Source organism: Dechloromonas sp. ZY10 (genome assembly GCF_041378895.1).
GTDB lineage: Bacteria > Pseudomonadota > Gammaproteobacteria > Burkholderiales > Rhodocyclaceae > Azonexus > Azonexus aquae.
The window spans coordinates 2,815,439-2,841,691 of record NZ_CP144212.1 but is presented as its reverse complement, the minus strand read 5'-3'; the positions used below and the strand labels follow the sequence as shown (position 1 = coordinate 2,841,691).

31 protein-coding genes are annotated in these 26,253 nt (G+C 62.5%); 11 read left to right on the top strand and 20 right to left on the bottom strand.

Annotated elements, in window-relative coordinates:
* Positions 1-9: 9 nt before the first annotated feature.
* Entirely contained in the window at positions 10-627 is a 618-nt protein-coding gene (gene coq7, locus VX159_RS12935; protein WP_371323299.1) for a 2-polyprenyl-3-methyl-6-methoxy-1,4-benzoquinone monooxygenase, read from the top strand.
* Positions 628-814: 187 nt separating this feature from the next.
* Here the strand turns inward: coq7 and VX159_RS12930 are convergent, their stop codons facing one another.
* Positions 815-1,246 carry an OsmC family protein gene (locus VX159_RS12930; protein WP_371323298.1) on the bottom strand — a complete coding sequence of 144 codons (432 nt, stop codon included), beginning with the start codon at positions 1,244-1,246 and terminating at the stop codon, positions 815-817.
* Positions 1,247-1,752: 506 nt separating this feature from the next.
* Between VX159_RS12930 and rplM the strand changes: the two genes are divergently transcribed.
* Positions 1,753-2,181, top strand: a complete 429-nt coding sequence (gene rplM, locus VX159_RS12925; protein WP_371323297.1) for a 50S ribosomal protein L13 — start codon at positions 1,753-1,755, stop codon at positions 2,179-2,181.
* A 9-nt stretch (positions 2,182-2,190) separates the two neighbouring features.
* Positions 2,191-2,583, top strand: coding sequence for a 30S ribosomal protein S9 (gene rpsI / locus VX159_RS12920; protein ID WP_371323296.1), 393 nt, complete (start codon positions 2,191-2,193; stop codon positions 2,581-2,583).
* Positions 2,584-2,787: 204 nt separating this feature from the next.
* On the opposite strand, the gene proB is transcribed toward rpsI, so the two are convergent.
* The 4 genes from proB to rplU form a co-directional block, all read right to left on the bottom strand.
* Entirely contained in the window at positions 2,788-3,909 is a 1,122-nt protein-coding gene (gene proB / locus VX159_RS12915; RefSeq protein WP_371323295.1) for a glutamate 5-kinase, read from the bottom strand.
* Between the two features lie 2 nt (positions 3,910-3,911).
* Positions 3,912-5,048 (bottom strand): Obg family GTPase CgtA, encoded by a 1,137-nt coding sequence (gene cgtA / locus VX159_RS12910; protein WP_371323294.1) that lies wholly within the window; start codon positions 5,046-5,048, stop codon positions 3,912-3,914.
* 149 nt (positions 5,049-5,197) lie between these two features.
* Positions 5,198-5,461, bottom strand: a complete 264-nt coding sequence (gene rpmA, locus VX159_RS12905) for a 50S ribosomal protein L27 (RefSeq protein WP_290894315.1) — start codon at positions 5,459-5,461, stop codon at positions 5,198-5,200.
* A gap of 24 nt (positions 5,462-5,485) precedes the next feature.
* Entirely contained in the window at positions 5,486-5,797 is a 312-nt protein-coding gene (gene rplU, locus VX159_RS12900) for a 50S ribosomal protein L21 (protein WP_371323293.1), read from the bottom strand.
* Positions 5,798-5,921: 124 nt separating this feature from the next.
* On the opposite strand from rplU, the gene VX159_RS12895 reads away from it, so the two are divergent.
* From VX159_RS12895 to VX159_RS12880, 4 genes are all read left to right on the top strand, one after another.
* On the top strand, positions 5,922-6,266 hold the full coding sequence (locus VX159_RS12895) for an FKBP-type peptidyl-prolyl cis-trans isomerase (protein WP_371323292.1): 345 nt from the start codon (positions 5,922-5,924) through the stop codon (positions 6,264-6,266).
* Complete coding sequence (locus VX159_RS12890; RefSeq protein WP_371323291.1) at positions 6,263-7,528, top strand: pseudouridine synthase; 1,266 nt, start codon at positions 6,263-6,265, stop codon at positions 7,526-7,528. The genes VX159_RS12895 and VX159_RS12890 overlap by 4 nt, the downstream gene beginning before the upstream one ends.
* Before the next feature lie 224 nt (positions 7,529-7,752).
* Complete coding sequence (locus tag VX159_RS12885; RefSeq protein WP_371323290.1) at positions 7,753-10,800, top strand: response regulator; 3,048 nt, start codon at positions 7,753-7,755, stop codon at positions 10,798-10,800.
* A complete protein-coding gene (locus VX159_RS12880) occupies positions 10,797-11,933 on the top strand; it encodes a response regulator transcription factor (protein WP_371323289.1) in 1,137 nt (378 codons plus the stop codon). The genes VX159_RS12885 and VX159_RS12880 overlap by 4 nt, the downstream gene beginning before the upstream one ends.
* A gap of 131 nt (positions 11,934-12,064) precedes the next feature.
* Here VX159_RS12880 and VX159_RS12875 read toward each other — a convergent pair whose 3' ends face one another.
* The 7 genes from VX159_RS12875 to VX159_RS12845 form a co-directional block, all read right to left on the bottom strand.
* Positions 12,065-12,487, bottom strand: coding sequence for a MaoC family dehydratase (locus tag VX159_RS12875; protein ID WP_371323288.1), 423 nt, complete (start codon positions 12,485-12,487; stop codon positions 12,065-12,067).
* Positions 12,488-12,630: 143 nt separating this feature from the next.
* On the bottom strand, positions 12,631-13,833 hold the full coding sequence (locus VX159_RS12870; RefSeq protein WP_371323287.1) for an ABC transporter permease: 1,203 nt from the start codon (positions 13,831-13,833) through the stop codon (positions 12,631-12,633).
* A 12-nt stretch (positions 13,834-13,845) separates the two neighbouring features.
* Positions 13,846-15,057 (bottom strand): ABC transporter permease, encoded by a 1,212-nt coding sequence (locus tag VX159_RS12865; protein WP_371323286.1) that lies wholly within the window; start codon positions 15,055-15,057, stop codon positions 13,846-13,848.
* Positions 15,044-15,748, bottom strand: coding sequence for an ABC transporter ATP-binding protein (locus VX159_RS12860; protein WP_371323285.1), 705 nt, complete (start codon positions 15,746-15,748; stop codon positions 15,044-15,046). The genes VX159_RS12865 and VX159_RS12860 overlap by 14 nt, the downstream gene beginning before the upstream one ends.
* 10 nt (positions 15,749-15,758) lie before the next feature.
* Positions 15,759-16,907, bottom strand: a complete 1,149-nt coding sequence (locus VX159_RS12855; protein ID WP_371323284.1) for an efflux RND transporter periplasmic adaptor subunit — start codon at positions 16,905-16,907, stop codon at positions 15,759-15,761.
* Positions 16,880-17,518, bottom strand: coding sequence for a hypothetical protein (locus VX159_RS12850; protein WP_371323283.1), 639 nt, complete (start codon positions 17,516-17,518; stop codon positions 16,880-16,882). The genes VX159_RS12855 and VX159_RS12850 overlap by 28 nt, the downstream gene beginning before the upstream one ends.
* A 166-nt stretch (positions 17,519-17,684) precedes the next feature.
* Entirely contained in the window at positions 17,685-18,137 is a 453-nt protein-coding gene (locus tag VX159_RS12845; protein ID WP_371323282.1) for a bacteriohemerythrin, read from the bottom strand.
* 132 nt (positions 18,138-18,269) lie between these two features.
* Between VX159_RS12845 and VX159_RS12840 the strand changes: the two genes are divergently transcribed.
* From VX159_RS12840 to VX159_RS12825, 4 genes are all read left to right on the top strand, one after another.
* Positions 18,270-18,590 (top strand): heavy metal-binding domain-containing protein, encoded by a 321-nt coding sequence (locus VX159_RS12840; RefSeq protein WP_371323281.1) that lies wholly within the window; start codon positions 18,270-18,272, stop codon positions 18,588-18,590.
* 9 nt (positions 18,591-18,599) lie between these two features.
* Complete coding sequence (locus tag VX159_RS12835; protein ID WP_371323280.1) at positions 18,600-18,962, top strand: RidA family protein; 363 nt, start codon at positions 18,600-18,602, stop codon at positions 18,960-18,962.
* Complete coding sequence (locus tag VX159_RS12830; RefSeq protein WP_371323279.1) at positions 18,959-19,420, top strand: MEKHLA domain-containing protein; 462 nt, start codon at positions 18,959-18,961, stop codon at positions 19,418-19,420. The genes VX159_RS12835 and VX159_RS12830 overlap by 4 nt, the downstream gene beginning before the upstream one ends.
* Positions 19,421-19,492: 72 nt before the next feature.
* Positions 19,493-20,680, top strand: coding sequence for a hypothetical protein (locus VX159_RS12825; protein WP_371323278.1), 1,188 nt, complete (start codon positions 19,493-19,495; stop codon positions 20,678-20,680).
* Between the two features lie 48 nt (positions 20,681-20,728).
* On the opposite strand, the gene VX159_RS12820 is transcribed toward VX159_RS12825, so the two are convergent.
* Genes VX159_RS12820 through VX159_RS12785 form a run of 8 tightly spaced genes read right to left on the bottom strand, consistent with a single transcriptional unit; the run spans position 20,729 to position 26,212 of the window.
* Positions 20,729-21,049 (bottom strand): hypothetical protein, encoded by a 321-nt coding sequence (locus VX159_RS12820; protein WP_371323277.1) that lies wholly within the window; start codon positions 21,047-21,049, stop codon positions 20,729-20,731.
* A 13-nt stretch (positions 21,050-21,062) separates the two neighbouring features.
* Positions 21,063-21,878: a peptidoglycan DD-metalloendopeptidase family protein gene (locus tag VX159_RS12815; protein WP_371323276.1), complete on the bottom strand. Its 816-nt coding sequence runs from the start codon at positions 21,876-21,878 to the stop codon at positions 21,063-21,065.
* Positions 21,875-22,432, bottom strand: coding sequence for a protein disulfide oxidoreductase (locus VX159_RS12810; protein ID WP_371323275.1), 558 nt, complete (start codon positions 22,430-22,432; stop codon positions 21,875-21,877). The genes VX159_RS12815 and VX159_RS12810 overlap by 4 nt, the downstream gene beginning before the upstream one ends.
* A 7-nt stretch (positions 22,433-22,439) precedes the next feature.
* Positions 22,440-23,297: a neutral zinc metallopeptidase gene (locus VX159_RS12805; RefSeq protein WP_371323274.1), complete on the bottom strand. Its 858-nt coding sequence runs from the start codon at positions 23,295-23,297 to the stop codon at positions 22,440-22,442.
* Between the two features lie 18 nt (positions 23,298-23,315).
* Complete coding sequence (locus VX159_RS12800; protein WP_371323273.1) at positions 23,316-23,945, bottom strand: flavin reductase family protein; 630 nt, start codon at positions 23,943-23,945, stop codon at positions 23,316-23,318.
* Between the two features lie 12 nt (positions 23,946-23,957).
* On the bottom strand, positions 23,958-24,770 hold the full coding sequence (pyrF, locus tag VX159_RS12795; protein ID WP_371323272.1) for an orotidine-5'-phosphate decarboxylase: 813 nt from the start codon (positions 24,768-24,770) through the stop codon (positions 23,958-23,960).
* Positions 24,767-25,978: an Eco57I restriction-modification methylase domain-containing protein gene (locus VX159_RS12790; RefSeq protein ID WP_371323271.1), complete on the bottom strand. Its 1,212-nt coding sequence runs from the start codon at positions 25,976-25,978 to the stop codon at positions 24,767-24,769. Before VX159_RS12790 ends, pyrF begins: the two co-directional genes overlap by 4 nt.
* A 42-nt stretch (positions 25,979-26,020) precedes the next feature.
* Positions 26,021-26,212, bottom strand: a complete 192-nt coding sequence (locus VX159_RS12785; protein ID WP_371323270.1) for a hypothetical protein — start codon at positions 26,210-26,212, stop codon at positions 26,021-26,023.
* Positions 26,213-26,253: the final 41 nt, after the last annotated feature.

Genomic DNA, 26,253 nt, shown 5'->3' with positions numbered 1-26,253 from the left:
GGTTGAGCAATGGATCGACTGATTCTCGAATTTGATCGGGCGCTGCGAACGCTCGCAGCGCCGGCGCGTACCCGGCGGCCCACTCCGGGGGCGGAGATGGCTGAGGCGCCATTGGACGACGCCGAGCGGCGTCATGTGGTTGGCTTGATGCGGGTTAACCACTGCGGCGAAATTTGTGCCCAGGCTTTATATCAAGGGCAGGCCCTGACCTCCCGTGATCCTGTTGTGCGCGATGCTTTGCGGCTGGCGGCTGATGAGGAGACCGAGCATCTGGCTTGGACCGAAGGCAGGATTGCCGAACTGGGTGGTCGCAAAAGCATGCTCAATCCGCTCTGGTATTTGGGATCGCTTTCGCTTGGGGTTGTTGCCGGTGTGCTTGGCGATCGCTGGAATCTTGGCTTTCTGGCTGAAACCGAGCGGCAGGTTGAGGCTCATCTTGATAGTCATCTGCAGGCCTTGCCTGATCAGGATGAAAAGTCCCGGGCTATCGTCGATCAAATGCGTCTTGATGAAATCAAGCATGCAGAAATGGCCGTTCATTTTGGTGCTGCTGAATTGCCTCTCCCGGTGAGGTCGGCGATGAAGGTCATGGGGCGGGTGATGACTGGTACTGCCTATCGTCTCTGAAGCAAGCCCGGGGACACGTCGTCTGCTGAGGTGTTCCGGTGTGGTTACGGGGCGGGCGCGGATGCCGGGAGTGTTGATCCTCCCGGAGTCTTTGTTCGCTGCTTTCGGTGCGGCCAGAGAAGCGGTTGCGTCAGGCGTATTCCTGACTGGCACTATGGCGGCAGCAACGCATTGTCGCGCGAGGCTTTCAACTCACCTCTTCGATGATTTCGAAGTCGTAGCTGATGGCGGCTGTTTCTCCCAGCATGATCGAGGCTGAGCAGTATTTGTCTTTCGATAACTCGATTGCCCGGGCGACAGCTTCTGCTTTCAGTTGCCGTCCTTTGACGCGATAGTGCAGATGGATCCTGGTGAATACTTTCGGATCGCTGTCGGCGCGTTCCGCTTTCAGGCTCACGTCGCAGCCGGTGACCTGGTGGCGCCCCTTTTTTAAAATCAGTACGACGTCAAATGCCGAGCATCCGCCGGTTCCCGCCAGCAGCATTTCCATCGGGCGTGGGGCTAGATTGCGGCCGCCAGCCTCAGGTGCGCCATCCATGGCCAGCATGTGGCCGCTTCCCGTTTCGGCGACAAAGGACATTCCTGCGTCGCTACCCATCCATCTGACTGTGCACTCCATTGCAAACTCCCGAAAAAACAGGCGGTGATTCTAGCCTGAAACACGATTTCCGCGAGTGGGCGCGGTGGCGTGAAGGAATTTTGTGGCGAAATTGATTGCTGCGCTGCAGCAATTTTGTTCTTGTCAGGACTGGGTGATAGGTGGGGTGTGCTGGTTAGCAATAGGTCAATTAATTCACTAAAATATGTAGTTTATAAATAAAAACAATATGTTGTATTGCATATGCATTATTTATTAAGCCATTTCTTTAATTGTTGTGCGATGCACAAAAGGACTTGATCAAAGCCGTGGTCTTGGGCATAATGCGAAGCGTACGAACCGACTTCGGTTCAGATTTGTCTCCTCCACCCTCCTCCTTTGGTGTGGATTTAGCGCGGCTCAGCGAGCCGCGTTTTTTTTGCCTGAAGAGAGAATTTTTGTTTCAGTGATTGACAGGGGGGGAGTGATGTGGATAGAATCCACGACTTTCTTAATTTCTGCGCCCTATTTTTCAGGACGGCACTCACATGAAAACGTTTTCCGCCAAGCCACATGAGGTGAAGCGCGAGTGGTTTGTGGTAGACGCCACAGACAAGGTGCTCGGCCGCCTCGCTTCCGAAATTGCTTCTCGCCTGCGTGGCAAGCACAAGGCCATCTTCACCCCGCACGTCGACTGCGGCGATTTCATCGTTGTGACCAATGTCGACAAGATCACCGTTACCGGTAACAAGGCTGACGATAAGAAGTACTTCCGTCACTCTGGCTATCCTGGCGGTATTTACGAAACCAACTTCAAGAAGATGCAGCAGCGCTTCCCGGGTCGGGCCCTCGAAAAGGCCGTCAAGGGTATGCTGCCGAAGGGTCCGCTCGGTTATGCCATGCTGAAGAAGCTGAAGTGCTACGCCGGCGATCAGCATCCGCATACCGCCCAGCAGCCCAAGGCTCTGGAAATCTAAGGGGTCATCATGGCAGAAGCTTATTTCTACGGTACCGGCCGTCGCAAGAGCGCCGTTGCTCGGGTTTTCATGAAGCGTGGCACCGGTGCCATCGTCGTCAATGGCAAGCCGATTGACGAGTTCTTCTCCCGTGTGACCGGTCGCATGATCGTTCGCCAGCCGCTCGAATTGGTTGAGCAGCTGAACGGCTTTGATATCAAGGTCAATGTCTGTGGTGGCGGTGAATCCGGTCAGGCCGGCGCTGTTCGTCACGGTATTACTCGTGCCCTGATTCAGTTTGACGCAACTTTGAAGTCTGCCCTTTCCAAGGCTGGTTTCGTTACCCGCGATGCACGTGAAGTCGAGCGTAAGAAAGTTGGCTTCCACAAAGCACGTCGCCGCAAGCAGTTCTCCAAGCGTTAATTCGCTGGAAGCGCAAAAAAGCCGCCCTTGGGCGGCTTTTTTTATATGGTGCTATTCGCTGTTTGTTGGTGGCTGGTCCGTTGGGTCGTTGGGGCTTGGTCTGCGGCGATTTTTCACCCGGTTCTCAGCGGGGGTCTGGTGCGTCCAAACACAAACGCCCGACGGCTTGTGTCGGGCGTTTGTGTTTGGATTGGGGTAGGGGGGTTAGCGGGTGAGGATCAGGTTGTCGCGATGGATCATTTCGGGTTCGTCGACGTAGCCGAGCAGTTCTTCGATTTCGGCGGTTCCCTTGCGGGCGATCAGGCGGGCTTCGCCGCTGCCGTAGTTGCTCAGGCCGCGTGCGATTTCCTGTCCATCGGGGGCGATGCAGGCAACGGCTGCGCCGCGTTCAAAGTCTCCTTCGGTGGAAATAACCCCAACTGGCAGCAGGCTCTTCCCGGCTTTTAATGCGTCAATGGCGCCTTGGTCAAGGTGCAGCCTGCCGGCGAGTTGCAGGTGGTCGGCGAGCCATTGCTTGCGGGCGGCCAGAGGTTGGGTTCCGGCTATCAGCAGGGTGCCAACTGGCTCTCCGGCTGCCAAGCGAACAATGGGGTCGGTTTCGCGGCCGCTGGCAATTGCGGTATGGGCGCCGCTACGGGCGGCCCGCTTGGCGGCAATTACCTTGGTGATCATGCCGCCGGTGCCCACGCGGGTGCCGGCACCCCCGGCCATGGCTTCGAGTGAGGTGTCGCCGGCGCAGGCTTCCTGGATTAGTGTGGCTTCAGGGTCTTTGCGTGGGTCGGCGGTGTAGAGGCCTTTCTGGTCGGTCAGAATGATTAGCGCGTCGGCTTCGATCAGGTTGGCGACCAGGGCGCCGAGGGTGTCATTGTCGCCAAATTTGATTTCGTCGGTAACGACGGTATCGTTTTCGTTGATGATCGGGACGACGCCAAGAGAGAGTAGTGTGGTTAGTGTCGAGCGGGCGTTCAGGTAGCGCTTGCGGTCGGCCAGATCGTCGTGGGTGAGCAGGATTTGTGCGGTGTGCAGTTTGTGCTCAAGGAATGCGCTGTCGTATACCTGGGCTAGTCCCATTTGTCCGACAGCAGCGGCTGCTTGCAGTTCGTGTACCGATTTTGGGCGCTTGTCCCAGCCCAGTCGTTGCATGCCGCAGGCAATTGCGCCGGAAGAGACCAGGACCACTTCCTTGCCCTGGCTGCGCAGGATGCTGATTTGGCGGGCCCAGTCATGAATTGCGACAAGGTCGAGGCCGGTGCCGTTATTAGTGACGAGCGCCGAGCCGACTTTGACGACTAGTCGCTTGGCGTGAGCAAGGCGGGTGGTTTGCATGCTTAATGTTCTTCCGGGTTGTCTTCGCTTTCGTCTTCCTGCGGGGCGTCGGGGTTCTCGCCTTCGTCGGCCTCGTCTGACGAAAGGTCGCTGGCGGTGGGGCGCGGGTTTTCGGCGGCCATCTTCTCTAATTGTTCCTGGATTGCGAAAATCAGTGGGCGCGTGCCTTCCCCCTTGATCGCGGCAATGGTAAAGACCGGGCCTTCATAGCTGGTCTCGGCGCGATATGCGGAAAGAAAATTGTCGATGGCTTCCTGGCGTTCGCTTTCATCGATCAGGTCGAGTTTGTTGAGGACTAGCCAGCGCGGCTTGGCGGCGAGGTCGGGGTCGTGTTTTTCGAGTTCTCCGACAATTGCGCGGGCGTCGTACACCGGGTCTGCGCCGGGGTCGAGCGGTGCGATGTCGACCAGATGCAGCAGGATGCGGGTGCGCTGCAGGTGCTTGAGGAAGCGGATGCCGAGGCCGGCGCCGTCGGCGGCGCCTTCGATCAGGCCGGGAACGTCGGCGACGACGAAGCTTTTCTCGTTGTCGACGCGAACGACGCCGAGGTTCGGGTGCAGCGTGGTAAATGGATAGTCGGCGACTTTCGGGCGGGCGGCCGAGATGGCGCGGATCAGTGTGCTCTTGCCGGCGTTCGGCATGCCGAGCAGGCCGACGTCGGCGATTACCCTTAGCTCGAGTCTAAGTTCGAATTCCTCGCCTGGTTCGCCCTTGGTGCATTGGCGTGGCGCACGGTTGGTCGAGGACTTGAAGTGGGTGTTGCCAAGGCCGCCTTTGCCGCCTTTGGCGATCAGTACTTTTTTGTCGTGCTGGTCGAGGTCGGCAATGACCTGTTCGGTGATGGCGTCGGTGATTACCGTGCCAACCGGCATGCGCAGGACGATGTCGTCACCACCTTTGCCGTAGCAGTCGGCGCTGCCGCCGTTCTCGCCGCGTTGTCCAAGAAACTTCCGGGTGTAGCGGTAATCGACGAGGGTGTTGATGTTGCGGTCCGCGATGACGTAGATGCTGCCGCCGCGGCCGCCGTCGCCGCCGTTGGGGCCGCCCATCGGAATGTATTTTTCCCGGCGGAAAGTAGCAATGCCGTTGCCGCCGTCGCCGGCCTTTATGTAGATTTTCGCTTCGTCAATGAATTTCATGGTCAGGGGTCGGGAGTGAGCAAGGGTGGGTCGAGAGGATGGGTTTTGCCTGTTGTTGCTCTCGACTCAAGTCGCTCTCGACGCGCGACTTGATAAAGCAAAAAGCCCCATCCGGGGGGACAGGGCTTTTCGGTGTTGCCGGGCTGGAGTTATTCAGCGGCCGGAACGATGGTCACCGTGCGGCGCTTGGCGGCGCCTTTGATGGTGAACTGGACAACGCCGTCCTTCAGGGCGAACAGGGTGTGATCCTTGCCGCAGCCGACGTTTTCGCCGGGGTGAAACTCGGTGCCGCGCTGGCGAACGATGATGTTGCCGGCGAGGACGAACTGACCGCCGTAGCGCTTGACGCCAAGACGTTGTGCTTGTGAGTCGCGGCCGTTACGTGAACTGCCGCCTGCCTTTTTGTGTGCCATTTAATCTAGCTCCTTCTACTCTACTCAGGCGGCGATCGCTTCGATGCGCAGCTCGGTGTAGTTCTGACGATGGCCTTGACGCTTTTGATAGTGCTTGCGACGACGCATCTTGAAAATCTTGACCTTGTCGTGACGGCCGTGGGAAACCACGGTGGCCTTCACGGAGGCGCCAGCGATAAAGGGGGCGCCGATCTTCACGGTCTCGCCTTCGCCTGCCATCAGGACCTGGTCGAGAGTGATTTCTGCGCCAACGTCTGCCGGTATCTGTTCTACTTTAAGTTTTTGGCCAGCGGTAACACGATACTGCTTACCACCGGTTTTTACGACCGCGTACATGTTGGACTCCAAACGGAAACAAAAGGGTGCTACGAAAAACAGCGGATTATACGTAAAAACTTCGCCAAGTCAAAGCCTTGTCTGTGCATGTGTTAGACTGATGCCCCTTTACAAGGAGAGCAACATGGCTGAAATCACCACCGCATCCGGTCTGGTCTATGAAGATACCGTTGTCGGCGAAGGCAGCGAGGCCAAGGCGGGCAACTTCGTCACCGTGCATTACACCGGCTGGCTGACCGATGGCAGCAAGTTCGATTCGAGCAAGGATCGCGCCGAGCCGTTCGAGTTTCCGCTGGGCAAGCGCTATGTGATCTCCGGTTGGGATGAGGGGGTGCAGGGCATGAAGGTTGGCGGTACCCGCAAGCTGACCATCCCGCCTGAACTGGGCTACGGTCCGCGTGGTGCTGGCGGGGTGATTCCGCCGAATGCCACGCTGGTCTTCGAAGTTGAACTGCTCGCCGTGCAATGAGTGGAAAACGTCGCGATAGCCAGGCGCCGCAGGATGATGCGGTAACGCCAGGCAACGATCCGTGGGCGCGTTGGCGCGAACCGGTTGCCGAGGCTGCAGAGTCTTTGCCAGCGGCGCCGGCTGCTGCAGTCCCCGGGCCGGAAGGTGATGGTGAACGTGCGCCACTGGGAACGCTGAGCGTTCGCCGCAGCGCAGCGGCCGTTGCTACGCGTAAAACCTCGTCCAAGGGTGGCAAGCTCGCGCAGGACAGGGCGCGGGTGAATTCCGAAGCGCCTCGGCGCAAGGAGGGGGAGCGGCAGCCAGGCAAGCCGGCGCGCACGCAGGAGCGCAGTTCGCAGCAGGTCGGCAAGTTTGGCGAAAAGCCGGCTTTCCGGAAGAGCGAATCTCCTGCAGCGAGGCGTGCGCCGTCATCGGCAGGCGATGATCCGTGGGGCAAGTCGCGGCGCAGCAGTGAGAAAAAAGCCGGTTTTGCGGCGTCGACCGTGAGTGCCGCCGCAACTGCCCCGGTCGTGATCGATCCGGCCCGGCCGGCACCGGCCGGCGTCCGCTTGTCCAAGGTGATGTCCGAGCGCGGCCTGTGTTCGCGCCGGGAGGCTGATCTGTGGATTGAACGGGGTTGGGTTCTGGTCAATGGCGAGGTGGTCAGCGAACTGGGGTCACGGATTGATCCGCAAGCAACCATCACCATTTCCCAGGAAGCCAGGAAAGACCAGGCCAAGGCCGTGACCATCCTGCTCCACAAGCCGGTCGGGTATGTTTCCGGCCAGCCGGAGCCAGGGAGTGTGCCTGCGGTCACGCTGATTACCCCGGAGAATCAACTGCCGAATTCCGGTGGTCCGGAGTTCAAGCCCTGGATGCTGCGCGGCCTGGCGCCTGCTGGCCGTCTCGATGTGGATTCCACCGGCTTGCTGGTCCTGACCAGTGACGGCCGGGTTGCCAAGCGTCTGATCGGTGAAGACAGCGATGCCGAGAAGGAGTATCTGGTCCGGGTTTCGGGGCGGATGATCGATGGTGGGCTGGCGTTGTTGCGTCATGGCCTCGAGCTTGACGGTAAACCTTTGCGCCAGGCCTGGGTCAAGCAACTCAACGAAGACCAGTTGCATTTCATCCTTAAGGAAGGAAAAAAGCGCCAGATTCGCCGCATGTGCGAGTTGGTCGGGCTCAAGGTGATTGGACTGAAACGGGTACGAATCGGTCGCATCCGGCTCGGCGACCTGCCGCTTGGGCAGTGGCGCTTTTTGCGCGAAGGCGAATCCTTCTAGCCTTGTCGGGCTGCGCCACTGGGCGGAGAAAGGGTGCGCCGGCCTCGGCTGAGGGCGGTGTACCCGGGGGGGGCTGGTCGGAGCAGAGGCTTTGGCCAAAGGCAGGCGACCCTCCTCTTTCTTTTCTGCTGAACTTCTGGAAACCATTTGGTGGCGATGCGTTCTGAGTGCCTTTGCCGGATGAGGGAGTGGAGCAACTCCGTGATATGCAAGCTGGAAAGGCCGTGGCATTGATCAACAAAGGCCGGTGGTGGGCCTACTTTGGCGCGCACGTCGTATTCTCGGCAGTGCTCGTGCTGCTGGGCTTCTGGCAGGTCTATCGCGTCGAGTATGCCGATCAGGCGCAGCGACTGGAGATGGCTTCCCTGCTCAAGGCGCAGCAATTGGGTGGGTGGCTGCGCGAACGCGAGGCCGACGTGGCTTTGCTGGGAACTCGTAGCGAACTGGCGGAGCGGCTTGAGCGGTATCGGCGGAGGCAGCTTCCCGCCGCCGATTTGCAAGCCCTGCTCGCACCTTATCTGGCCAGTGGCCGTTATCAATCCTTGTTTCTTTTTACGCCCGAGGGGCAATTGCTGATCGCTGCCGGTGTGCCGCCGTTCGCTGCTGAACCGGAACTGGCTGCTTTAGTGGAGCGGGCAGCGCTGCGGCCGGGCGTATTGCGCAGCGACTGGTATGCCCGCCCAGGGGGCGGGCCGGGGCAACAGATCGATTTTGCTGTCAGCTTGCAGGGATCCAGTGCCGCAGCCCGTTATGTTGCCGTGCTGCGAGTGGTTGGCGAACAGCAATTGTTCCCCTCGCTGGCAGAACAGGTCCTGAACCAGCAAAGTATTGAGACGGTTCTGCTCTGGCGGGTTGGTGGGGCACTGCATTATTTCAATGAAAGCCGCTGGCAAGCAGCCGATGCCGGTGGTCAGTTGGCGCTGGCGACCGCTATTCAGCCCGGGGCACGCGTGTTGCGGGGCGAGGCCCCGGCTAATCAGGTGCTGCCGGGCGACGACGTGCGTGCCCAGCCGGTGCTGGCGATTGTTCGTCAGATTCCCGATTCTGACTGGTATTTATTGCTCAAGCTTGAACAGCGCAAATTGTGGGCTGCGGCGGTGGGACATTCGGGTTGGCTGGTGGTGTTGTTCCTGCTTCTGCTGCTTGCCGGCTATCGTGTACTCGCCCGCATGCAGCGGCTGGAGTTTGCCCGCCTGAGCCGCTTGCGCCGTTCGGCGCATGATGCCGAACAGCGTTCCCTGGCGTTCAAGGAAAGTTTGCTGCGGGCAATTCCGATGGCGATTTTCTACAAGGATCGGCATGGCCGTTATCTTGGCTGCAATCCCTTGTTCAGCGAATTGCTGGGCATCAGCGAGGCCGAACTGCTGGGCAAAACCTTGCGTGAGGTCTGGCCGCCGGCGATGGTCGAGTATTTCCAGCAAAAGGACGTCGAACTGCTCGCTACGCCAGGCTTGCAGCATTATGAATGCACCTTGCAGGACCGCCAGGGGCGTTCCTTGGCTGTGATTTTCAGTCGTGATGTCTTCCGTGACGAAAAAGGCAATGTGGCCGGTATCGTCGGTGGTTTTCTCGATGTGACCGAGCACCGCCGGAGTCAGGCCGAACTGGCGCATTATCGCGAACATCTTGAAGAAATCGTGCGCCAGCAAACGACAGAACTGGTCGCCAAAAATCAGGCGCTGGCCCAGGCCAAGGAGTTGGCAGAGCAGGCCAATCGGGCGAAAAGCGCCTTTCTGGCCAACATGAGTCATGAAATCCGGACCCCGATGAATGCCATTGTCGGCATGAGCCACCTGCTGATGCGGGACGAATTGAGCCAGCGCCAACGCGAGCGGGTTCGTTCTATCTTTGCCGCCTCCGAGCACTTGCTCGGGGTGATCAGCGATATTCTGGACCTATCCAAGGTCGAAGCCGGCAAAGTCCGCCTTGAGCACCAGCCGTTTCGTCTGTCGGCAATTCTTGAGCGGTTGCGGGCTTTGGTCGCGGAGCGCTTGCAGGCTGGTGGAGTGAGCTACCAGCAGGATGTGACGGGGATTCCCGAATACCTGTGCGGTGATGCGACCCGGGTGGCCCAGATCCTGCTCAATTACCTGACCAATGCCGTCAAATTTACCCGGGCAGGCAAAGTGGTGTTGCACGGGCGTGTGCAGTCCGAGACGGCGGATGGGTTGTTATTGTATTTTGCTGTTGCCGATAGCGGCGTTGGCATTCCTCCTGAGTTGCAGGAACGCCTGTTCAACTCCTTCGAGCAGGGTGAGGAAAGCACTTCCCGCCGTTACGGCGGAACCGGCCTGGGGTTGGCAATCAACCGGCGTTTTGCCCAACTGATGGGCGGCGAGGTCGGCCTCGACAGTCAGCCCGGGGTGGGTAGCATTTTCTGGGTCACCTTGCAGGTTGAGCGCTCTTCCGAGGCTGCGGTCAAGGCTGCCGAGCAGAGCGAGCCAGTGTTGTTGACCGGGGAGCGAAATTATCGCTTGTTGATTGTTGAGGATAACGACATCAATGCCCAGGTGGTTTGCGACATGCTGGCGGGTGAGTCGGCCTGGAGCGTTGAACGGGTGCGGAACGGAGTCGAGGCGGTGGCGCGGGCTTCCGCAGGGGGCTACGATCTGATCCTGATGGACATGCAAATGCCTGAAATGGACGGGCTTGAGGCCTGCCGACGGATTCGCGAACTGCATCGGCACCGGCACACCCCGCTGATTGCAATGACAGCCAATGCCTTTGCCGAGGATCGTCAGCAATGTCTTGATGCGGGCATGAACGACTATCTGGCCAAGCCGTTCAGTCCCGAGGTGCTGTTTGGCAAGCTGGCCTACTGGTTGCGCCTCGGGGCGGTTCACGCTGCCGCTCACGGCGCGGTGGCGCTGGATGCAACCGGCGAGGTTGACCCGCGACAGCGTCTGGGGCAGGTCTGGGGGCTGGATTTGAAACAGGGCTTGCAAGCAGTCCGTAATCAGGACTTTGGCAAATATCTTGAACTGTTGCGCAAAACCCTCGATCACTGCGAGTCGCCGGCAGAGTGGCGCGAGCTTGTGGCCCGCGCGCAGTTCAGCCCGGTGCTGAAAAAAGTCCATTCACTCAAGGGGGTGGCTTCGACGCTCGGGCTGGTGGCGATCCGGCAGGCAGCAGAGCGGCTGGAACTGATCCTGCGTGTGCCCTCGGAGGAGACACAGTGCCGCAAGGAGCTGGAAAACATGATTTCGGTCTTTGAGCGAAGCTTTGCCGATTTGCGCGCAGCTTTGTTATCCGTCGTTGAGGAAGAGAAATGAATTTGCCCCGAGTCCTGATTGCCGATGACGATTTTCTGATCCGGGAAACGCTGAGTGCTGCGTTGGCCGATGATTTCGCGGTCGCCGAAGCCGCATCCGGCGAAGAATGCCTGCAATGGGTCGGCAATCAAACGCCGGATTTGTTGCTGCTCGATATTGAAATGCCGGAAATGGACGGCTATGAAGTGTGCCGTCGGCTGCGCTCTGCCAGCTATGACTTTCCGGTGATTTTTGTCTCTGCCCACGATTCGCTGGCCGAGCAGTTGCGCGGCTTTGATGCCGGTGCCGATGATTTTGTCACCAAGCCGTTCAATGCCGAAGTCCTCTTTCGCCAGGTCCAGCGGGCGATTGATCGGCATCGGCAGAAGCGGCGCTTGGCCGAGGACCGGGAGGCCTTGCAAAGCCTGGCCTCGGATGTATTGCGCGACCTCAGGCAAACCGATGTGTTGCTGAATTTCATGCGCCAGAGCATCGGTTGCGGTGACTACCGCGAGTTAGCGCGTAACCTGCTCGCGGCAACCCAGGCCTACGGCCTGGCCTGCCATGTGCAAGTGCGCCATCCTGAGGGGGCGGTAAGCTTGACTGCCGAAGGCCCCGCCAGTGCTGTGGAACTGGGGGTGTTTGCCCAGTGCGCCGGGCTGGGGCGGAGCTTTCGTTTCAGTCGCCGCTTGATCGTCAATTGTCCGTCGGTTTCCTTGCTGCTGCTGCAAACGCCGGATGACGAAGCGCTGACCGATCTATTGCAGGAGCGGTTGGCGATGCTGGCTGAAAGTGCCGAAGCGATTACCGAAACCATCGGTGTGCGGCACGAATCTGCCAGTCGAGCCGAGGCTTTGCAATATGGCTCGGCCAGCAGTTACCAAGCTATCGAGGTACTGCGCGACGAATACCGGGCGCAGCAGTCGGCCGCACGCGAGAAGTTGCAACAGATGGTCAACGATGTCGAGGACAGTTACGTCTTCCTCGGCCTGACCGAGCGTCAGGAGGCAACCGTCAGCGATTCGCTGCGGCGCAGCGCCGATGAGGTCCTCTCGCTGTTCCAGCAGGACGAGGCCATGGAGGCGCAGTTTTCATTGATTCTCGATGCCCTGCAGCCACAGAGTAACGGAGCCGACAACGTGATGCTGTTCTGAGCGGGAAAAAAACGGTATTTCTACGGTCGACCGTGGTTTCCTGCACTAAACCGGAAATGAAAAAACGGAGGCATGAAAAAACGCCGGCAGGCTGGGCCTGGCCGGCGTTTTTCGTTGTACCTCCGGAGGTGTCAGGCGGCCGGGCGAACCGGCGGCATCATCACGCATTCGCCTTCGATCACGGTCTTGCCGGCGACGGTGCAGACGGTGTCGAGGATCACGCGGTTCTTGGCGACATTGACTTCGCGCACGGTGACGGTGGCGGTGACGGTGTCGCCCGGTTTGACCGGGGCCTTGAACTTCAGGGTTTGCGACAGGTAGATGGTGCCGGGGCCGGGCAGCTTGTTGGCCAGCGTCGCCGAAATGAAACCGGCGGAGAGCATGCCGTGGGCGATACGGGTACCGAACATCGTGCCCTTGCAGTATTCCTCGTCGAGGTGGGCCGGGTTGACGTCGGTCGAAATGCCGGCAAACAGGATGATGTCGGCCTCGGTGACGGTTTTGGAGGTGCTTGCGGACATCCCGGGCTGCAACTCGTCGATATGGTAAGCCATGCTGGTGCTCCTTCCTCTTGTTATGTCTTGCGGAAGTTCAACTCTAGCACGTCTGTCATGACAGGATGGCGACAGGGCCGGGCTTCGGAGCATTGCCGAGGCTGCCGTTTGTGACGTCGACGCAACGCTCTGGCGGGTGCTGATCACTCGCTGCGCAGGGCTTCGACCGGATCGAGTCGGGCAGCGCGGCGGGCCGGCAGGACGCCGGCGACGAGGCCGATCAGGATGGCCAGGCTCTCGGCGAGCAGGATGAAGGAGAGCGGGGTGTTCACCGGCAGGGCGGGCAGCGCCCAGTGCAGGAGTTGCGCCAGGCTCATCCCGAGCGCCAGCCCGATCAGTCCGCCGAGTGCCGACAGCGCAATCGCTTCGCCGAGAAAAAGCAGCAGGATGTTGCGCCGGCGGGCACCGAGCGCGACCAGCAGGCCAATTTCGCCGGTCCGTTCGGCGACCGCGATAGTCATGATGGTGACAATGCCGACGCCGCCGACCAGCAGCGAAATGCCACCAAGGGCGCCGACGGCCAGGGTCAGGACGTTGAGGATGTTGGACAGCGTGCCGAGCATTTCTTCCTGGGTGACGACGGTGAAATCCTCGCGCCCGTGGCGTTCGCCGAGCACCTGGCGGATCTTGCGGGCGATGCCGGCGGCTGGCACGCCATCGGCAACGGTGAGGTTGATTTCGTCGAGCCCGGCGCGGTTGAACAACTCCTGCGCCCGCGCCGTCGGGATGAAGGCGGTGTCGTCGAGGTCGATGCCGAGGAACTGCCCCTTGGGTGCCATCACGCCGATGATGCGGAACTGCAGGCCGCCGATGCGCAGCCGCTGGCCGAGCGGGTTGGCGGCCCCGAACAATTCCTGCTTGAGCTTGGCGCCGAGAACGACCAGTGCGCGGGCGCCTTCCTGGTCGTCTTCCGGCAGCAGGAACTGGCCGCTTTGCAGTTGTGAGCGGAAAACCACGGTCGACCGTGAATTGAGGCCATAAATCAGCGTCCGCCGGGTGCGGCCGTTGCCTTGCACCTCGGCGTTGCCGCGCACATTGGGGGTCAGCGCGATGACCTGCGGCAGGTGTTCGAGCGCCCGTGCATCGTCGCTGCTCAAGGGCCGGGCGCTCGACGGCAGGCCCGAAGGCGCACCGCCGGTGCGTGTCTTGCCCGGGACTACGGTGATGTTGTTGGTGCCAAACTGGGTGAATTCGCCGAGCACGAAACGGTGGATGCCTTCGCCGATCGAGGTGAGCAGGATCACCGCCGCAATTCCGACCGCAATCCCGAGCAGGGTCAGGAAGCTGCGCAGCCGCTGCGCCCGAATGGCGCGGAACGAGAGTTGTAGAAGGTCGGCGCTGCGCACGCGGTCAGCCTCTCAGCCGTGTTTCATCAAGGCCTCGACCGGGTCGAGGCGGGCGGCGCGGCGGGCCGGCAGGACGCCGAAGAGCAGGCCGGTGAGCAGGGCCGTGGCGAGTGCCGCGAAGACCGCCCAGTCCGGCGCATAGGCGGGAAAGACCGGAAACAGCTGGCGCAGCAGGAAGGCACCGGCCTGGCCGAGCAGGTAGCCGAGCAGGGCGCCGAGCGCCGAGAGCATCGCCGCTTCGCTGAGGAACAGCCGGCGGATGGTTGCTGCCGGCGCGCCGAGTGCCTTGAGCAGGCCGATTTCGCCGGTACGCTGGGTCACCGCGACGAGCATCACGTTCATCACCAGAATGCCGGCCACCGCCAGGCTGATTGCGGCAATCCCGCCGACGGCCAAGGTCAGCGCGCCGAGCAGCCGGTCGAAGGTGGCCAGCACCGCGTCCTGGGTGATCACGGTGACGTCTTCCTCGCCGCGATGGCGCTCCTTGAGCCGCTGCAGCACGCGCTCGCGGACTTCGGGAATCGCCGGCCGGCTGTTGGCCTCGATCAGTACCCGGAACAGGGTGTTGCTGTTGAACAGCGCCTGCGCCAGCGCCACCGGCACGATCACCAGTTCGTCTGTATTCATGCCCAGGCCCTGGCCGACCGGCTTGAGCACGCCAATGATCCGCACCCGGCGGTCGCCGACCCGGACCAACTGGCCGAGGGCGGGCGTGCTGCCGAACAGTTCGTCGCGGATCTTGTGGCCGATGATCGCGACCGGTGCGGCGCGGTTCCAGTCGTCGTCAGGCAGGTTTTGCCCCTGCGCCAGTTCGAAATTGCGCATCGGCACATAGCTGCTGCTGACGCCGGCCACCATCACTTCGCGCAGCCGGCCTTGCGCGGCGATTTCCGAGGTGCCGACCGCCAGGGGCGCCACCCGGGCGACGCCGGGCAGGCGGAGCAGGCTGGCCGCATCGTCGATGGTCAGATCGCGCGGCGTGCTGGTGATCGCAGTTGCCGGGTTGAAACCGCCGGTCCCGGTACGGCCGGGCAGGGCGATCACCAGATTGGTACCGATCGACGAAAACTGGCCGACCACGTAACGGCGGGCACCGTCGCCGAGCGCGGTAAGGACGACCACGGCGGCGACGCCGATGCTCATCGCCAGCACCGAGAGGGCGCTACGCAACGGCGCGCCGGTGACGGCAGCGCGGGCGAAGTGCAGGCGGTCAGCGAGGCGCATCGGCGGCGTTGCGCGTCTGGCTGTCGTACTTGAGGCGGCCGTCTTCCATCACCAGCTGGCGGCGGGCGCGTTCGCCCATCGCCGGGTCGTGGGTGACGACGACCAGGGTGACGCCCTGCGCATTCAGGCCTTCGAGCAAGTCGACCACTTCCTCGCCGGTATGGCGGTCGAGGTTGCCGGTCGGCTCGTCGGCGAGCAGCAGCGCCGGGCGCATGATCGTTGCGCGGGCAATCGCCACCCGCTGGCGCTGGCCGCCGGAAAGCTGGTCCGGCCGGTGGTCGGCCCGCTGGCTCAGGCCGAAGGCGGCCAGCGCTGCGGCGACGCGGACCTTGCGTTCGGCCGGGGCGATCCCGGCCAGGGTCATCGGCAAGGCGATGTTTTCTGCCGCCGAGAGGCGCGGGACCAGATGAAAACTCTGGAAAACGAAGCCGATCCGGGCGCTGCGCACGGCAGCCTGCTCATCCACGGTCAACGTCGTGACATCGCGATTTTCCAGCCGGTAGGTGCCGGACTGCGGTCGGTCGAGCAGGCCGAGCAGGTTGAGCAGGGTGGATTTGCCGGAGCCGGACGGGCCCATCACCGCGACGTACTCGCCGGCGTCGATACTCAGATTCAGCCCGGCCAGCGCGTTGACCGTGGTATCGCCCAACTGGAAGCGGCGTTCGATTTGCTGCAACTCGATCAGCGGCATCGGCGGCGACCTAGCGGCTGGCAGCTTCGGCCACGGCGGCAGCCCCGGCTTTGACGCCGGGGCGTTCGAGCGAGGTGACCAGTTGTTCGCCACCCTGCAGCCCCTCGCTGACTTCGCTGAATTCCCAGTTGCTCAGGCCGGTCTTGATCCGCCGTTCTTCGAGCTTGCCAGCGGCGTTGAGCAGGAGCACGCGGCCGCCTTCCTGGATCGCGGCGGTCGGGATGCGCAACACCTCGGCGCGGCGGTCAAGCACGATTTCGACATCGGCGCTGTAGCCGACCAGCAGCTTGCCGGCGGCGGCCGGGTCGGTGAAATCGGCCTCGATATCGACCGTGCGCGCCTGCTTCTCCACCGCCGAAACGTAGGGTGCGACACGCCGTACCTTGCCCGCCAGCGTCTGGCCCGGCAGCGCGTCGAGGCGAATGCGCACGCTCTGGCCGGCGGCGATGCGCGGTGCATCGACCTCGTCCATCGGCGCCTTGACGTAGAGGCAGGAGTCGTCGATCAGGTCGATGGCCGGCGGCGTCGGTACGCCCGGTGGCGATGGGGTCGAATACTCGCCGAGTTCGCCGACTATCTTGGCGACGGTGCCGGCAAACGGCGCATACAGCGCGACGCGGCCCTGCTCAATGCGGGTTGCCTTGAACTTGGCCTCGGCGGCGGCCACGTCGGCGCGGCTGGTGACGCAGGCGGCGCGGCGGACTTCGGCGTCGGTGCGGGCGGCTTCTTCCTTGCTCGGCGAAACGAAGCCGCGCTCGCGTAATTCGCCCTGACGTTTTGCCTCTTTTTCGGCGTTGACCGCAGCAATGCAGACTTCGTCGCTGCGCCGTGCGGCCAGCGCGATCTGCGCTTGCGCCAGCGCGGCATTGGCCTGCTGGTCGTCGTTCCACAGCTTGAGCAGCAACTGCCCCTTTTCGACCCGGTCGCCTTCCTTGACCCCGAGGTACTCGATACGGCCGCCGATGATGGTTGACAGCTTGGTCCGCTGGCAGGCTTCGACAGTGCCGGCGCGAGTGTTGGCGATGCTCGCCTCGACCGCGCCGCGCGCAACTTCGCTAACAACGACGGTGACGGGTTTGGGGCGGTTGATCCAGAACAGGCTGCCGGCGATCAGGGCGGCGGCGGTAATGCTCAGTACGACGGTCTTGGCGGCGGGCATGCAGAATCCTGGTTGAAGCCGGGCAGCCAGCCCGACTGGTAAAAAGCGTCCAAGGTCGGTTCCGGCGCAGCCGCCAGCGAGCCCTGGAACAAGGCTTCGATCACCGGCGTATCGTGCCAGGCCTGATCCATGAAACTGAGGCCGACATCCTCGACGGTCTTACCCGACCAGTAATAATTGGCGACTTCGTCGAGCGCGTCCAGCGACAGGCTGTGCGGCAGGCGCAAATAATCGAGCCAGCTGGCATCGTGGAAGGAAACGGTATAGGCCCCTTCACTGCGCGCCCGGTTGAGTTGCTTCCCGAAAACGCGGTTGCCGTGCTTTTCCCGGAATGTCTCGGCATCGACCCGGGTGGCGAACAGCAGCAGCGCGTGCAGGCGGCTGGGGAAGTGGTTATAGCGGCGCTGCCGGAAGTACTCCAGATGGTATTCGGCAAAATAGTTCTGCACCGAAAGGAATTGGCTGTCCGGCGTCGGCGGGCCGCCGTTGGGTGATGCCAGCGTGGCACCGAAAGGGCCGCCTTTGAGGATGTCCCAGCCCGGCAGCTCGGCTGCCGGATCAAGCCAGCAGTAGAGTTCCAGCGGGGTGGTATCCTTGATCAGGTTGTCCATGGATCAGGCGGCGGGGCGGCAATGCCGGTATTCTGAAGCATGCACCGGCGTCCGCCAAGGCCATCAGCCAACAGTTTCCGGCGTGTCCTGAAAAAAGAAAGCCGCACCGATGCTGCTCGGCGCGGCAGGCAAGGTGCCGGTAGGCCGGCACCGGGGAGGAGCGGGTTCAGGCGACCTGCCGGACTTCGGCAAAGGCTTCCGGTTGCCAGCCTGGCAGAACGGCATTCGCATTGTGCAGGCGCTCGCCGAAAGGCACGTCTTCATCGTGGATGTGCCGCTCAAACCAGTATTCAAGATAGCGGATCAGGCTGAAAGCGTCGTTTTTCCCGATCAGGACCTGCTCAATTGCGTGCCCGATGCAACGCAGCATTGCCTGGTGCTTGGTGGCGTGTTCGTCGAAGTCGAGACCGGCTTCGGCTGCCAGCCGCTCCTCGGTCGAGCAATGTTCGCGCAGCGCCTCCAGCAACGCGCAGCCTTCACCCGGAGGCAGGCCGTTGGCTTCGATGCAGTGTTCCTTGAGTTGGGCCAGGCGGGCGAACAACCCAGCGTGCTGATCGTCGATCTCGTCGATGTCCAGAATCAGGGCTTCAGGCAGAAAAGCGGCGCTCTCATGATCCATGGTCAGTCTCCTGTTTGTTTTGGTTTTTTTAGCCTTGTTACTTTTTGAATATAGTGTGTGTGGAGGGATTTTCCAGCTTTTTCTGCGTCGCGTACCATAGCCCCTTTGGATTGATTCATTGGGGATACAGAGATGCAGATGACCACCACGCCTTCGATTGAGGGAAAACGCATCGTCGCCTATCGCGGCGTGATCGCCGGCGAGGCCATTCTTGGCGCCAACCTCTTCAAGGACCTCTTTGCCGGCATTCGCGACCTGGTCGGCGGGCGCTCCGGGACTTACGAGAAGGAGTTGCGCAAGGCGCACGAGATTGCGCTGCGCGAACTCGAGGCCCAGGCGCAGGAGCTCGGTGCCAATGCGGTGGTCGGGATCGATATTGACTACGAAGTGCTGGGCGAAAAAAACGGCATGTTGATGGTTTCGGCCAGCGGTACCGCCGTGGTCGTCGAGTAAGGGGCACGAATGAGCATCCAGCGTTTCGGCGTAACCCCGCGCTTTGCCGACAGCGTCGTGCATCAGGGGACGGTTTATCTGGTCGAGGTGCCGTCCAATCTGGAGGCTGACGTGGCGGCACAGACCGCCAACCTGCTGGCCTCGGTCGAACGTCTGCTGGCGCAGGCCGGCAGCGACAAGTCGCGCTTGCTGATGGTCACCATCTACCTTGCCGACATGGCCGACTACGAGGCGATGAATGCAGTCTGGGATGCCTGGCTACCGGCTGGCTGTGCGCCGGCGCGGGCCTGTGTGCAAGCCCGCCTGGCCAAGCCCGAGTACCGGGTCGAGATGGTTCTCACCGCAGCTACGGTCGACGGGGAAAAGGCATGAATTTGCCGCTCGGCGGCGTGACCCGGTTGCAGCTGATCGTCGACAGCTACCAGCGGCTGACCGGCCGGCCTTTACTGGATGAGGCGGGCAGCGATCTGGCTGCCGCCGTCTGGCAGGCGCCGCAAGTGATCGTTGCGCACGGGACTGAGGCCGATCCGGTATTTTTTTACGGCAATGCGCGGGCACTGCAGGCATTTTCGATGGATTTCGCCGCCTTTACCCGCTTGCCTTCGCGTTACTCGGCCGAGCCTTTGGCGCGCGAGGAGCGGGCGCAGTTGCTGGCACGCGTCAGCCGCGAGGGCTTCATCGACGACTACGCCGGTATCCGTATTGCGGCCGATGGCCGGCGTTTTCGTATCGAGCAAGCGGTGGTGTGGAATCTGATCGACGCCGATGGGCGTTGCCACGGCCAGGCAGCAAGCTTTGCGCGTTGGGCTGATCTGCATATGCAACTTTAGTTATATTCCCCCCGCTTGGGGCTTGTGTGACTATCTGCGTTTTAACCAAAAAAAATCCTAAGGGGGGATGAAATGGTTGGTGCAGAGAAAATCAAGGGGTATCGCAGTGCCGGCGTGGTTCTGTCGGTTGCTTTGGGGGGGCTGCTGAGCGGTTGCGTCAGTAATCCGCAGCAACAGGCGTTGACCAATGCCGCGTTGCAAACGGCGATGGGCCAGGGAGGCAATCCGCAGCTTGCAGCCGGTCTCGCCCAAGGGGCGGCGAAGACGGCGCAGGCGTTGCCGCTGGTCGATCTGCCGGCCAAGCTCTCCTGCAAGGACTTGAGCAAGCGTTTGATCCAGGCGCGTAGCGATATGGTTGCGGTAGCCGTGGGCCAGAACAGGTTGCCGGCTGGGACCGATAATAAATTGGCGATGGCGGCTACGGCAGCCAGTGTGATTGGTGCAGTGAGCGGCAACGCGCAACTGGCCGATGCGGGCGGCCAATTGTCGTCGCTGACGGCGAATGGCAAGAACGACCAGCTGGCTGCGCTGGATGCACTCCGGGGCGAGCTCGAAACGCGTGCGGCGAACCAGAAATGCAAGCTGCCGATCGAGGCCCGGGTCAGCCCGACCATGTTGAAAATGAGTTGCAACCAGATTGCTTCGGAATGGCTGGCGACGCATCAGCAACAAGCGCTGGCCGCTGCTGCTCCGGTTGCGCAGCCGCTGGGTGGCATCGGCGGTGCCGGCAACAAGTTGCAGGCGACTGCTGCGATCGTCGGTGCGGTCGCTTCGGTGGCTGCAAGCGCCACCGGTAACCAGGAGTTGGGCTCGATTGCCAATGTGGCAAATCAGGTCGGCGGTGCGGGGGCAGCTGCTCCGGCAGCTGTATCGCCGGTCGTGCAGAGCGCACTGGCCCGCGATGAGCTGGAAACGGCTGCGAGCGCCAAACGCTGCAAATTGCCGGCTGCACCGCAGGTGGTGATGGTGGTGCCGGCGGCAGGAAACATCGGGGCGATGTCCTGCGGTCACCTCAAGCAGGAACTGAAGGCCTTGAGCGCGGTACCGGTAGCCGTTCCGCAGGCCAACCAGGTGGCAGCGCAGGCGCAGACGGTGGGAATGCTCGCCTCGGTCGCCGGAGCCTTGACCGGCAACCAGGCGCTCAAATCGGTCGGTGACCAGGCCAACGCGCTGGCTGGCGGCGGCGTTCCTGGCAACGACCTGGCGATCCGCCGCACGCAACTGGAAGCACAAGCCAAGGCGCAACGCTGCAAGCTTTGATCCGGCGGGTTTGACTCGGGCGGGCCGCATGCCAGCGGCCCGCCTTTTTCATTGCTCGGAGAGTTCGGCGCTGCAGTCGCAGCCAACACCGGCAGCGATCCAGCGCTGGAAGAGGCGGCTGGCAAGCGGCTGGGCGCAGCCGGGCAGCCAGCGCAGATATTCGCTGGGGGCGGTCAACAAGCCGCAGCGGTAACGGCCATCGGCGGCTGACCAGATCAGCGCCGGGCAAGGGCCGCCGCACTGCCGGAAAATCAGCCGCGCCGCCGGGCAGGTTTCGAGTGCGCAGCAGACGCCGCAGCCGTTGCAGGCAACGCCGAGTGCCGGCTTGGCCGGGGCATCGCGATGCAGGTGGATGACGGTTCGCGACATGGCGCGGTTGCGTTCAGCGCCGGCCGAGGAAGAGCTCGGGGTCGACCGGGGTGTTGTTGAGAATCACGGCCCAGTGCAGGTGCGGTCCGGTCGCCCGGCCGGTGGCGCCGACGGCACCGAGGATTTGGCCGCGTTTGACCGGTTGACCGTGGCGCACGTCAACCCGCGACAGATGCATGTAGGCGGTGATCAGCCCTTGGCCGTGGTCGATGAAAACCGTATTGCCGTTGAAGAAATAGTCGCCGGTATTGGCCACCACGCCAGCGGCCGGCGCGCGCACCGGGCTGCCGCTGCCGACCGCGACGTCGAGCCCGGCGTGCGGATTGCGCGGCTGGCCGTTAAACACCCGGCGCAGGCCGAAGCGCGACGACAGCGGCCCCTTGGCTGGCAGGTCGAGCGCGGTATCGGGCATGGCTTCGGCGAAACGGCGCTTGACCGCGTCGGTGGTCTCCTTTTCGCGGGCGATGCGGGCCAGGTCTTCGGCCGAGGGCTCGACCTTGCGCCGGTCGCGGATGGTCAGCCGTTGTTCCGGGTAATTCTTGATGCCGACGCTGAGCGGCCGCGTTTCCACGGTCGACCCGCGCAGCACGCGAATTTCCAGTTCGCCCGGCAAGGTGTCGAGCGGAATCCCGAGCAGCGCGTACCAGTGACCGTGCTCGCGGACCACCGCCAGCGGCTGTTCGCCCCAGTGGGCGGCAGGGGCGGTGGTCGTGGCCGGACCGAGGTCGATCACTGCGACGCCGCCGGGAACCGGGGCGTGTCGGGGCAGGGCCTGGGCGCAGCCGAGGCTGCTGACGAGGAGGAGCAGGGCAGTGAGCAGAGGTTTCATCGGGGGCTTTCCTGATTTTGTCCGGCCCGCCACAGACGTAGCCGCAAGCCGCTTTCACTGGTGTAGCCGAGGCTGGTGTAGGCGATCTGGCCTTGTGGGTCGATCACGATAAAAGCCGGTACGCCGGGCAGGCCGTAGTCGCGCAGGAGGCGCGCCTGCGGGTCGGGTAATGTGGGCCAGCGATAGCCGGCGGCTTGCAGGGTGGCGCTGACCTGAGCGCGGTCGCCGGACTGGATGGCGATGCTGAGTACCGGGTGGTCGCGGGCCACTGCCGTGACGTTGCCGGCGGTGGTCTTGCAGACGGTGCACCAGTCGGCCCAGAAATAGATCAGCTGCGCCTGCCCCGGATGCGCCTTGCGCCAGGCGGCCAGATCGAAGGCGCTGCCGTCGGTCAGGGTGCCGGCAAATTGCGGGGCCGGGCCGCCGGGAACGGCCCGCGTGCGCCAGAACTGGAAACCGGCGAGCAGTACCAGCACGATCAGCAACTCCAGCAACCAGCCGGATTTCCACCAGGGTAGACGGGCGGGCGGCGGGGTTTCTCCGGTGGCGTTCACTGGGGGCTTACAGCGTATTGGTCTTGAAGGTATTGCATTGGTTTATGTCACCGGACTCGAAGCCGCGCTTGAACCAGCGGACCCGCTGCGCCGAACTGCCGTGGGTGAAACTTTCCGGCACGATCTGGCCTTGCGACTGCTGTTGCAGGCGGTCGTCACCGATCGCAGCAGCAGCGTTGAGCGCTGCCTCCAGATCGCCGCTCTCAAGGATGCCGCGCATCTCGTCGGCGCGGCGGCCCCAGATGCCGGCGAGGCAGTCAGCTTGCAGTTCCATGCGCACCGACAGCGCGTTGGCTTCGGCCCGGCTGACTTTGCGTTGCGTCTCGTGCACCTGCTGCGCGACGCCAAGCAGGTTCTGCACGTGGTGTCCGACCTCGTGGGCGATGACATAAGCTTGGGCGAACTCGCCGGGGGCGTGGAAGCGGGTCTTCAGTTCGCGGTAGAAAGCCAGGTCGATATACACCTTGCGGTCGCCGGGACAGTAAAACGGCCCCATCGCTGCCTTGCCGGTGCCGCAGGCGGTCGGCGTCGAGTGGGAGAACAGCACCAGTTTCGGCGCTTCGTAGCGACGGCCGTTGGCCTGGAAGGCGGCGTGCCAGACATCCTCGGTCGAGGCCAGGACCTTGGAGACGAAGCGGGCGCTGGCGTCGTCGGCCGGCGGCTTGTGCGCTGCCGGGGCGCTGTGCTGGGCGAGCGGTGTTTGTTCTATAAAGCCGAGCAGGGTCAGCGGGTTGATGCCGGTAAAGTAGCTGACCACCAACGCCAGGATCACCCCGCCGATACCGACGCTGCCGCCGCCAAAGCCCCCGCCGCCGCCCCGGCGGTCTTCCACGTTGTCACTGTCGCGATAGTCGTCGATACGCATGGTGAACTCCTTGGTGGCTCATTGGCCGATGATCGGACGGGGTAGGAAAAAACGGTTGTCCGTCGTGGCATAGCCGTCGCCGCCCAGCTTTCCGACCGAGGCCAGTTTGTCGGGATCAACCATGCCGTTACTCAATACCGCATCGTCGGCATGGACATGAAGGACGTCAAGCAGCGCAATGTGACTACTGCCCGGGCCTTCACCGAGCGGAATCAGTTGGCGCAGGCGACACTCGAAACGGACCGGCGAGGCGACGACGCCCGGTGGTCCGACTTGCCTGCTGGGCATGGTGGTGATGCCTAGTACGTCGATTTCGCTAGTCTGTGGCGGGTAGTCACCGCAGGTTTGGTTCATGCTGGCGGCTAGAGGTTCAGTGACGATGTTGATGACGCATTCGCCGTTTGTGCGCAAGTTGCGCAGGGTGTCCTTTTCCGGTGACAAGCCGGTGCTGGAGCGCCGCCAGGTAAGCGTGACGCTGAGGACCGGCGGGGCGATGCAGGCCACGGTGAAGAAGGAAAACGGCGCTAGGTTGGTACTGCCGTCGCTCCCCACCGTGCTGATCCAGGCGATCGGCCTGGGTTGAATGGCGTTGCTGGCCAGCAAGTAAAACGTCGGCTGTGCCGGTATCTGGCTCAGGTCGAATTCCATGGCGTTGCCGGGTTAACGAAACTGGTTGATGGTGTCACGCGTTTCCAGCGCGGCGGTGCGGGCGGCTGCGGTGAAATCCTCTCCCTTGCCGGCGTAGAGGATGGCGCGCGAGGAATTGATCATCAGGCCGGTGGCGTTGGCCGTGCGGCCGGCCTTGACCGTGGCTTCGATGTCGCCGCCCTGGGCGCCGATGCCGGGGACCAAGAGCGGTACGTCGCCGACCAATGCGCGGACGCGGGCGATCTCGGCGGGGAAGGTGGCGCCGACCACCAGGCCGATCTGGCCGCTGCTGTTCCAGTCGGTGGCGGCCAGCCGAGCGACTCGCTCGTAGAGTTTTTCACCACCAACGTCGAGGAATTGCAGGTCGGAGCCGCCGGGGTTGGAGGTGCGGCAAAGCAGGATCACGCCTTTATCCGGGTGGGCCAGATAAGGCTCGACCGAATCGCGGCCCATGTAGGGGTTGACCGTGACGGCGTCAGCTTTGAAACGTTCGAAGGCCTCGACCGCGTATTGCTCGGCGGTCGAGCCGATGTCGCCGCGCTTGGAATCGAGAATCACCGGGATGCCGGGGTGCTGTTCATGGATGTGGGCAATCAGCGCCTCCAGCTGGTCTTCGGCGCGACGGGCAGCAAAGTAGGCAATCTGCGGCTTGAACGAGCAGACCAGGTCGGCGGTGGCGTCGACGATGCTTTTGCAGAACTCGAAAATTGCGTCGTCGCGGCCTTGCAGATGAACCGGGAACTTGGCCGGATCCGGATCAAGGCCGACGCAGAGCAGGGAGTTGTTTTTCTGCCAGGCGGCAGCCAGTTGCTGGGTGAAGGTCATGGAAGTTCCTTGGCGTTCTGGAGATCGGGCATGCCGGTCGCGGTGGTCGCGGGTGGCAGGAAACGGGAAAATTCGGCAGGCAGGCGGCAGGTTTGCAGGCTGCGCTGGGTAAACAGGAAACGGCCGTCGCAGACGAAGCCGAGTTCCTGCCAATCGACCTGGCGGTTGAGCATGGTCGTGCAGGCGATCAGGTCGCGGCGGGAGAGGCCGGCGTGTTTGGGGAAGAGCGCCAGCACCGAGCCGTCGAAAGCCGGACAGTCGTGCAGGAAAAAGGGCTCGGTCTTGCGCGTGCGGCCATTGACGTAAATTCGTGGCAAGTCATTGAGCGGGAAGTGGCGCCCCCAGCGCCACCAGTTGCTTTCGTTGAACTCGGTCACGCGGCGGGCCAGCAATTGCGGCTTGTGCGCCCGCAGCCAGTCGTTCTCGACCTCGTAGAACATGCGCCGGGTTTCTCCGGTGTCGACAGTCTTCGAGCAGACGAAATCCATGTTGCCGTCGGGATGGGCGAAAATGTCGTCGGCGCCGGAAACACCGCCGACCTTGACCGAAAACAGGTCGCCCAGCGACAGCGGGTAATCGCCGCGCAGGAACATCAATTGGCCATCAACTTCGGTAAACATCCGGCCGTCGGCCATGCGCCGGTCGAAGCGGCCCTTCTCGAAACGGAAAATGGCGCAATTCGGCGTGTGTTCGCCAAATACGCGGCGGTCGCCGGTCTCGAAAAAGTGGGTGATGCTGCCTTGTTCGAACAGCCAGCGGTTGAGCTTTCGGGCAGCAGTCAGCTTGACGAATTCACGCGGCACGATGAACACCAACTCGCCGCCCGGCAACAAGTGGCGCACGCACTTCTCGATGAAAAACAGGAAAAGATTGCTGCGCTGGTCGAAGAGCGGCGATTTCAGCTTGTTACGGGTGTCGACCGTGACATCCTGCAGCCGCACATAGGGCGGATTGCCGACAATGCTGGCGAATTGCTCCTTGAGCGGAAAGTCGAAAAAATCCATTACCCGTGCTCCGGTCGGGGCTACCCGGGCATCGACTTCGATCCCGACGCAGTCCTGGCCGCGTTGCTGCAAGGCATGGAAAAACGCCCCGTCACCGGCCGATGGCTCAAGCACCCGGCCGTTGTTGCGGCAGAGATCGAGCATGAATTCGACGACCTGCGGTGGCGTGAACACCTGGCCGAGTTGGGCGACGTTACGGGGCATTGTGTTAAAGGCTGGAGCGGCGAGGCTGGTCTTGGTTGCAGGTCATGCCGGGTCGCCTTGCTTGCCGGCCTGTTCCCGCGCTTTCTTTTCCCAGTAACGCTCGTTCTTGCTCTTGTCGGCAAAGCGGAAGCGGCCGGCGAGTTCGCAGCCTTTCATCCCGGGATTGCAGGGGAGGTCATTGACCTTGCGGCAATGGTCGTTGACCTCGTGCGGACAGCCCCAGCTGCCGGCCATCTCAGGCCTCGCTTGCGGCCGAAGCCGAAAAATGGCGCAGG